The organism is Stenotrophomonas sp. P5_A8 (genome assembly GCF_056400545.1).
Map to the genome: position 1 here is coordinate 1 of NZ_JBFULB010000171.1, position 8,098 is coordinate 8,098.

At 66.2% G+C, this 8,098-nt stretch carries 6 protein-coding genes; all 6 read right to left on the reverse strand.

Annotation, left to right across the window (positions count from 1 at the left end; genetic code table 11):
* Positions 1-310 precede the first annotated feature (310 nt).
* Positions 311-2,536 (reverse strand): NADP-dependent isocitrate dehydrogenase, encoded by a 2,226-nt coding sequence (locus tag AC1DQP_RS12735; protein WP_457319440.1) that lies wholly within the window; start codon positions 2,534-2,536, stop codon positions 311-313.
* Positions 2,537-2,840: 304 nt separating this feature from the next.
* On the reverse strand, positions 2,841-3,344 hold the full coding sequence (locus tag AC1DQP_RS12740; RefSeq protein ID WP_256776587.1) for a hypothetical protein: 504 nt from the start codon (positions 3,342-3,344) through the stop codon (positions 2,841-2,843).
* A 42-nt stretch (positions 3,345-3,386) separates the two neighbouring features.
* Positions 3,387-3,680: a LysM peptidoglycan-binding domain-containing protein gene (locus AC1DQP_RS12745; protein WP_457319442.1), complete on the reverse strand. Its 294-nt coding sequence runs from the start codon at positions 3,678-3,680 to the stop codon at positions 3,387-3,389.
* A gap of 184 nt (positions 3,681-3,864) precedes the next feature.
* Positions 3,865-4,683: an NADPH-dependent 7-cyano-7-deazaguanine reductase QueF gene (gene queF, locus AC1DQP_RS12750; RefSeq protein ID WP_457319443.1), complete on the reverse strand. Its 819-nt coding sequence runs from the start codon at positions 4,681-4,683 to the stop codon at positions 3,865-3,867.
* Positions 4,684-5,389: 706 nt separating this feature from the next.
* Positions 5,390-6,403: a cytochrome d ubiquinol oxidase subunit II gene (cydB, locus tag AC1DQP_RS12755; protein ID WP_457318467.1), complete on the reverse strand. Its 1,014-nt coding sequence runs from the start codon at positions 6,401-6,403 to the stop codon at positions 5,390-5,392.
* Between the two features lies 1 nt (position 6,404).
* Positions 6,405-7,802 carry a cytochrome ubiquinol oxidase subunit I gene (locus AC1DQP_RS12760; protein WP_457318468.1) on the reverse strand — a complete coding sequence of 466 codons (1,398 nt, stop codon included), beginning with the start codon at positions 7,800-7,802 and terminating at the stop codon, positions 6,405-6,407.
* Between the last annotated feature and the right edge of the window lie 296 nt (positions 7,803-8,098).

The following is an 8,098-nucleotide window of genomic DNA, read 5'->3' on the forward strand; positions in this document are numbered from 1 at the left end:
TTGCAAGGGTCGGTAAACCCTTTGGGGACAAGGCAAGTTCTGTACCACAGATATTGACGCGGCCTTCATCGAAACGAGGCAGCCTACGATGCCGATCACAATCTGGCAGGGTTGAACCGCGCCATGCGTGGCTGCTTTTTGCGACCTTACCCGGCCATGTAGCAGCCACCCATGGGGTGGCTCTGCCCGTGGGTTTCCGGGCAACCAAGCGTGGGGTGGCGCCACCGATGCCTGGCATGCTGCGCCCAACAAAAAACCCGCGCCGAGGCGCGGGTTTTTCATGGCTCACCGCGTGTGCGGCAGGCCGACCTTACAGCGCGGCCAGCGCACCGTTGAAGGTCGTGCTCGGACGCATCGCGGCCGCGGCCTTGGCCACGTCCGGACGGTAGTAGCCGCCGATGTCCACCGGCTTGCCCTGCACCGCGGCCAGCTCTTCAACGATCTTCTGTTCGTTGTCGGCCAGTGCCTTGGCCAGCGGGGCGAAACGCGCCTTCAGTGCGGCATCGTCATCCTGCGCGGCCAGGGCCTGGGCCCAGTACAGCGCGATGTAGAAGTGGCTGCCGCGGTTGTCGATGCCACCGAGCTTGCGCGAGGGCGACTTGTCGTTGTCCAGGAACTGGCCGTTGGCCTGGTCCAGGGTCTTGGCCAACACGGTCGCACCCGCGTTGTCGTAACGGTCGCCCAGGTGCTCCAGCGAGGCTGCCAGCGCGAGGAACTCGCCCAGCGAATCCCAGCGCAGGTAATCCTCTTCGACAAACTGCTGCACGTGCTTGGGCGCCGAACCACCGGCACCGGTCTCGAACAGGCCGCCACCGGCCATCAGCGGCACGATCGACAGCATCTTGGCGCTGGTGCCCAGCTCCATGATCGGGAACAGGTCGGTCAGGTAATCGCGGAGCACGTTGCCGGTCACCGAGATGGTGTCCTCACCCTTGCGGATGCGGTCCAGCGAGAGGGCCGTCGCCTCCACCGGCGCCAGGATGCGGATATCCAGGCCGTTGGTGTCGTGGTCCTTGAGGTAGGTCTCGACCTTGGCGATCACCTGCGCGTCGTGGGCACGGCTGGCATCGAGCCAGAACACCGCCGGGGTGCTGCTCAGGCGGGCGCGGTTGACGGCCAGCTTGACCCAGTCCTGGATCGGGGCGTCCTTGGTCTGGCACATGCGCCAGATGTCGCCGGTCTGCACGGCGTGTTCAAACACCACGTTGCCGGCGTCGTCGGTGACGCGCACGGTGCCGTCGGCCGGGATCTGGAAGGTCTTGTCGTGCGAGCCGTACTCCTCGGCCTTCTGCGCCATCAGGCCGACGTTGGGCACCGAGCCCATGGTGGCCGGGTCGAACGCGCCGTGGGTGCGGCAATCATCGATCACGGCCTGGTACACACCAGCGTAGCAACGGTCCGGGATGACCGCCTTGGTGTCCTGCAGCTTGCCCTCGGCATTCCACATGCCGCCCGAGTCACGGATCATCGCCGGCATCGAGGCGTCGACGATCACGTCGCTCGGCACGTGCAGGTTGGTGATGCCCTTGTCGGAGTTGACCATGGCCAGGCCCGGGCGCTTGCCGTACTCGGCAGCCAGGTCGGCCTTGATCGCTTCCTGGGTGGCTTCGGGCAGCTGCGGCAGGCGCGCGAACAGATCGCCGATGCCGTTGTTGGGATCGAAGCCGGCCTGCTTGAGCACGTCGGCGTGCTTGGTCAGCACGTCCTTGTAGAACTCCTCGACGACCACGCCGAACATGATCGGGTCGGAGACCTTCATCATGGTGGCCTTGAGGTGCAGCGAGAACAGCACGCCCTTGGCCTTCGCATCGGCGATCTGCGCCTGCACGAACGAGGCCAGCGCGTTGCGGCTCATCACCGCCGCATCGACGATCTCACCGGCCTTGACCGCGGTCTTTTCCTTGAGCACGACGGTCTTGCCGTCGGCCTGCTGCAGTTCGATCTTCAGGCTGCCGGCATTAGCCAGCGTGGCCGACTTCTCGCTGCCGTAGAAATCACCGCCGTCCATGTGCGACACATGCGACTTGCACTCCTTGGACCACTTGCCCATGCGGTGCGGATGCTTGCGCGCGTAGTTCTTCACCGACAGCGGCGCACGACGGTCCGAGTTGCCTTCGCGCAGCACCGGGTTCACCGCGCTGCCCTTGACCTTGTCGTAGCGCGCCTTGATATCGCGCGAGACGTCATCGGAGGGCACGTCGGGGTAGTTCGGCAGGGCGAAGCCCTGGTCCTGCAGTTCCTTGATCGCCGCCTTCAGCTGCGGCACCGAGGCGCTGATGTTGGGCAGCTTGATGATGTTGGCATCCGGGGTGGTCGCCAGCTGGCCCAGCTCGGCCAGGTGGTCGGCTTCTTTCTGGTCGTCCTTCAGGAAATCCGGGAACAGCGCCAGGATGCGGCCGGACAGGGAGATGTCGCGGGTTTCCACCGCGATGCCGGCGGTGGCGGTGTAGGCCTCGACGATCGGCAGCAGCGACTGCGTGGCCAGGAACGGGGCTTCATCGGTAAGCGTGTAGAGAATCTTGGGCGTGTTCGACATGGGGGATCAGGGCTCTCTTGCAGATCTCGTGAATGATGGCCGTCGGCGATGCCGGGCCGCGTGCAACCGTGTCGCGTGCCGGGCACCGCAGAGCGAGGCCCGCACTTTCCCCGGGGACCGCGCCAACCAACGGCGCGCACGGCGGGAAACCCACGCATTGTCGCGTTTTCAGCCCCCCGGAGCAAAGCCGTTCCATACGCAAACGTACTGGAACGCTGTGGTCCGGCGGCGGCCCATAAAAAAAGACGCAGCCTCGCGGCTGCGTCCATCGTGAGCCTGTTGCCGGGAGAGAGTCGGCGCGGGCTTACTTAACCTCGAACTCTTGCGGCGTTCCGGCCGCCTTACCATCTACCATGACTTCCGCGCGGTACTTGCCAGCGGGCCAGCCTTTGGCATTCTTGAAGGTGATGTTGGTGGTCTCGGCCGCCGTGGTGTTGAGCGTCTGCGAATTCTCACCGGCCACCTGGCCGTCCTGGAAGGTCAGCTTGGCGCCGACATTCGCATTGCTGGCGGTGCCGTCGGTACGGACGGACACGATGATGTCGTCCTTCGGCGAGAACATCGCCGTGGTGGCCACGCTCTTGTCGGCGGCGGCGGTCTTGCCCACGGTGACGCTGGACACGGTGACGGCGGCAGCGGTCATCGGCTGCGGTGCGGCCTGGGTCATCGGCTCGGGCGCGGCCGGCGTCATCGCTGCGGCAGGCTGTGCGTTGTTGTCGGCGGTGTCTTCTTTCTTCTTGCAGCCGACCAGCGCAACGGTGGCCAGCATGGCGGCGAATACGGCGGTACTGATGGACGTCTTCTTCATGGAATTCCTCCCTGGGAATCTGTGGAATGCTAGTGGGGCGACTCAGTCTTTGGGCGGCAACTTGAGCGTCTGGCCCGGGAAGATCTTGTCCGGGTCCTCCAATACGTCGCGGTTGGCCTCGAAGATTTTCTTCCAGGCATTGGCGTCGCCCAATTCCTGTTTGGCGATCTTCGACAGCGAGTCGCCCTTCTGTACGGTGTAGGTGCCTCCGACCTTTTCGGCGGTGGTATCCACCGATGAGGTCACGCCGGAGAAATCAGCCTTTTCCACCTTCTGCGCGGTGCTGTCCACGCTGGAGGTGACACCGGAGAAATCGGCTTTTTTATCGGTACTCATCCACACACTCCCGTCTTCATTGACGACATGGGAGGCACGGTGTCACAGCCCGTGTTAATAGGGCATGGCGTGGATGTGAAGACATGCGGAACGGGGCGGGCGGCCACATTGGCCGGTGGTAGAGCCACCCCATGGGTGGCTGCGCGCGGTGTCAGGTGCCGGGGCAGCGACCCATGGGGTCGCTCTACTGGCGCAGGTCGCGCACGGTGCGGGCCGGCAGCGCGATGCCCGGGCTGGCCCGCCACGGATTGATGTCCAGGCCGCCGCGACGGGTATAGCGCGCTTCGACTTCCAGCCACGTCGGCGCACAGCGCTGGCTGACCTCGCTGAAGATCCGCTCCACGCACTGCTCATGGAACTCGGCGTGCTCGCGGTAGCTCACCAGATACTTGAGCAACCCCTCCCGATCGATCTGCGGCCCGTGGTAACGGACGCTCACACTCGCCCAGTCCGGTTGCCCGGTGACCGGACAGTTGGACTTGAGCAGCGCCGAACTGAGCGTCTCGGTGACGATCTGCGAGGCGTCGGCCGACAGCAACTCCGGCGCCGGCGGACCATAGCGTTCGATCGCCACGTCCAACGCATCCAGCGACTCGCCTTCGGCCTCCTCCTCCAGCACCGGCACCCCGAAACGCACCGTCACCACCGCGCCCGCACACCCGGACAGATCGGCGGTGATACGCAGCCGCGCCGCCTCGTCATCATCGAAACGCGTGCTGTTGAGCGAATTGAGATACAGCTTGAACGACTTGGATTCGATCAGGTTCGGCGACGTGCACGGCACGCTGATCGTGGCCACTGCGATCCGCGGCTTGCCGCGCCGGTCCAGCCAGCTCAGCTCGTACGCCTGCCAGCGGTCATGGCCGACGAACGGCAGCGCCGCCTCGTCCAGCCCGATCTCCTCGCGCGCGCCACGGCGCGGAATGGGAAACAGCAGCGAAGGATCGTACTGCGACGGGTAAGCAACCTCGCGACCGAGGCTGGAGTCCTGGGGGGTATTCATCCGTCCATTTTACGCGGCTGGGCGACCGGCGTCCGCCATTCAAACCGCCAGGCCGAGGGACAGCCCCACCGCAGCCGTTCCGCGCGCACCGATTTCCGCCCCGGCCAGCGGCCGGGACCTACCGGTGCGACGATCATCGATCCCGGCGGCCGCAGCCGTTCCGCGCGTACCGATTCACGCCCCGACCAGCGGCCGGGACCTACCGGTCCGACGATCATCGATCCAGCCCGCCGCAGCCGTTCCGCGCGTACCGATTCACGCCCCGGCCAGCGGCCGGGACCTACCGGTGCGACGATCATCGATCCCGGCGGCCGCAGCCGTTCCGCGCGTACCGATTCACGCCCCGACCAGCGGCCGGGACCTACCGGCCCGCCGTCCATCGATCCAGCCCGCCCCAGCCGTTTTACCCGTACCGATTCCCGCCCCGGCCAATGGCCGGGACCTACCGCCTTTAACCAACCGTCGCCGGCCAACTGTCGGGGGTGGGCCGGGGTGGGTTGSCGGGACCGTGCGCCGCATGGATGCGGCGAACGAGCCGCATGGGTGAGGGCGCATCGATTGCGAGGCACTGCCTCGCATGCGCCCGAACGTCCAGCCGCCGGCGGCTGGGCCGAACCACGGAGCGGGGTTCACGGCGTGTCCCGGCATGCGCTGGCACCCCGCGACCCAAGCGGATCAATGACGGGCTGCAGCCCCTGCCGCTCCCTCAGTGATACCCCACATCCGCCCGCACCTTCCCGCGGAACACTCGGTAGGACCAGGCCGTGTAGCCCAGGATCACCGGCAGCAGCACCACCAGCCCGATCAGGCTGAAGCCCAGCGACGAGGCCGGCGCGGCCGCCTGCCACAAGGTCATGCTCGGCGGCAGCAGGTAGGGCCACATGCCCAGCACCAGGCCGATGAAGCCCAGGATGAACAGCGCCAGGGTCAGCAGGAACGGCGGCAGGTCGCGCTTGGGGTGCATCGCGCTGCGCCACAGCGCCACCGCCACGCCCAGGGTCAGCAACGGCACCGGCGACAACCACCAGAAGTTGCCGTCGCTGAACCAGCGCGCCATCAGCCGCGAGTCCAGGAACGGCAGCCACGTGCTGACCAGGCCCATGAACACGATCACCGCCACCACCAGCGGCCGCGTCAGCGTGCGCGCGAAGGTCTGCTCGCGCCCCTCGGTCTTGAGGATCAGCCAGGTGCTGCCCAGCAGCGCATAGCCGAACACCACCGCCGCACCGGTCAGCATCGAGAACGGGCTGAACCAGCTGAAGGCCCCGCCCACGTAACGCCCATCCACCACCTGCAGGCCCTGCACCAGCGCGCCCAGGATCACGCCCTGCGCGAACGCGGCCAGCAACGAGCCCAGCCCGAAGGCCACGCTCCACAGCCGGCGCGAGCGGTGCGCCTTGAAGCGGAATTCGAACGCCACTCCGCGGAACACCAGCGCCACCACCAGCAGCAGTACGGGGAGATACAACGCCGACAGCAACGCCGCATACGCCTTGGGGAAAGCGGCCATCAGGCCCGCGCCGCCCAGGACCAGCCAGGTCTCGTTGCCGTCCCAGATCGGCGCGGCGGTGTTCATCATGATGTCCAGCTGTTCTTCGTCCTCGGCCATGGGCGCAAGGATGCCGATGCCCAGCACGAACCCGTCCAGTACCACGTACATCAGCACGCCGAAGCCGATCACCGCAAACCATGCCACGGGCAGCCAGGTCGTCATCTCCATGTCAGCGCTCCTCCAGCGGTTCGTCGGCGCCGGACAGCGGYCGTGCCGGGGTGTGGCTGCCGGCCTCCAACGCCGGGGCCGGCTCATGCGGCTTGGGACCGGTGCGGATGATCTTGACCAGGTACCAGATGCCCCAGCCGAACACGAACGCGTAGCCGACCACGTACACGCCCAGCGACAGCGCCGTCATCCACGCACTCTGCGGGCCTACCGCATCGGCGGTGCGCAGCACGCCATAGACCACCCAGGGCTGCCGCCCCATCTCGGTCACGAACCAGCCCGAGATCAGTGCGATGAAGCCGCTGGGCAGCATCCAGTTCCAGCCGCGGATCAGCCAGCGCGACTGCAGCAGCTTGCCGCGCCACCACTGGAACGCCGATACCCACGCCAGCAGCAGCATCAGCGAGCCGAGCCCGACCATGATGCGGAAGGCGAAGAACACCGGCACCACCGGCGGCCGATCGCTGGCCGGCACGGAGGTCAGCGGATCGAGCGTGCCCTCCAGCGAATGGGTGAGGATCAGGCTGCCCAAGCGCGGGATCGCAAGTTCGTAATCATTGCGCTCGGCCTTTTCATTGGGCAGAGCGAACACCACCAGCGGCACGCCCTTGCCCTCGCCTTCGGCATGCCAGTGCGCTTCCATCGCGGCGATCTTCATCGGCTGGTGCTTGAGCGTGTTCAACCCGTGCATATCGCCGACGAAGATCTGCACCGGCACGGTCAGCGCGGCGAACGCCACGGCCGCCAGCAGCATCGTGCGCCCGGCTTCCACGTGCGTGCCCTTGCGCAGGTACCACGCGCCGATGCCGCCGATCACAAAGCACGTGGTGATGAACGAGCCCAGCGCCATGTGCGCCAGGCGATAGGGGAAGGAGGGATTGAACACCACCTGCCACCAGTTCTGCGGGTGCACGATGCCATCGATCATCGCGTAGCCGGCCGGCGTATGCAGCCAGCTGTTGGACGACAGGATCCAGAATGTGGAAAACAGCGTGCCCAGCGCCACCATGCAGGTGGACAGAAAATGCAGGCGCGGCGACACCTTGCCCCAGCCGAACATCATCACGCCGAGGAAGCTGGCTTCCAGGAAGAACGCGGTGAGCACTTCATAGGTGAGCAGCGGCCCGATCACGCTGCCGGCCACTTCGCTCAGCCGCGGCCAGTTGGTGCCGAACTGGAAGGCCATGACGATGCCGCTGACCACGCCCATGCCGAAGGACACGGCAAAGATTTTCTGCCAGAAGAAATACAGCTCGCGCCAGACCGGGTTGCCGGTGCGCAGCCAGCGCGACTCCACGAACGCCAGCCAACTGGCGGTGCCGATGGTGAAGGCCGGGAACAGCACATGGAAACTGATGACGAACCCGAACTGGATCCGCGACAACAACAACGCGTCCACGTGACGCCTCCGACTGGTTTCTGGAAATCCGCACCAGTCTGGGCCGATATCCGTGAAAGGCACATGCGACCCGGTGACGCGCTGCTTCACTTTGTCGCAGGTGGAGCCCGGTCGTGGATTGGCGGGTGATTCAGCGGGCATGGCCCTTCGGCCGGAGGCTACCGCAAGTAGAAGCCAGGGTTTTTGGGCGCTGGTCGGTGGGTCGGGCGCCGGGCCCCTCTACCCTTGGAGGCGAAATAAAGGAGGAGGGGGCGGCCGCAGGCCGACRCCGGGGGACATTCGCCGGAAAGGGCATG

What these genes read in the sequence shown, in the direction of transcription:
- AC1DQP_RS12735 (WP_457319440.1), bottom strand. Translation starts at nt 2,536, where the DNA reads ATGTCGAACACGCCCAAGATTCTCTACACGCTTACCGATGAAGCCCCG.
- AC1DQP_RS12740 (WP_256776587.1), bottom strand. Translation starts at nt 3,344, where the DNA reads ATGAAGAAGACGTCCATCAGTACCGCCGTATTCGCCGCCATGCTGGCC.
- AC1DQP_RS12745 (WP_457319442.1), bottom strand. Translation starts at nt 3,680, where the DNA reads ATGAGTACCGATAAAAAAGCCGATTTCTCCGGTGTCACCTCCAGCGTG.
- queF (WP_457319443.1), bottom strand. Translation starts at nt 4,683, where the DNA reads ATGAATACCCCCCAGGACTCCAGCCTCGGTCGCGAGGTTGCTTACCCG.
- cydB (WP_457318467.1), bottom strand. Translation starts at nt 6,403, where the DNA reads ATGGAGATGACGACCTGGCTGCCCGTGGCATGGTTTGCGGTGATCGGC.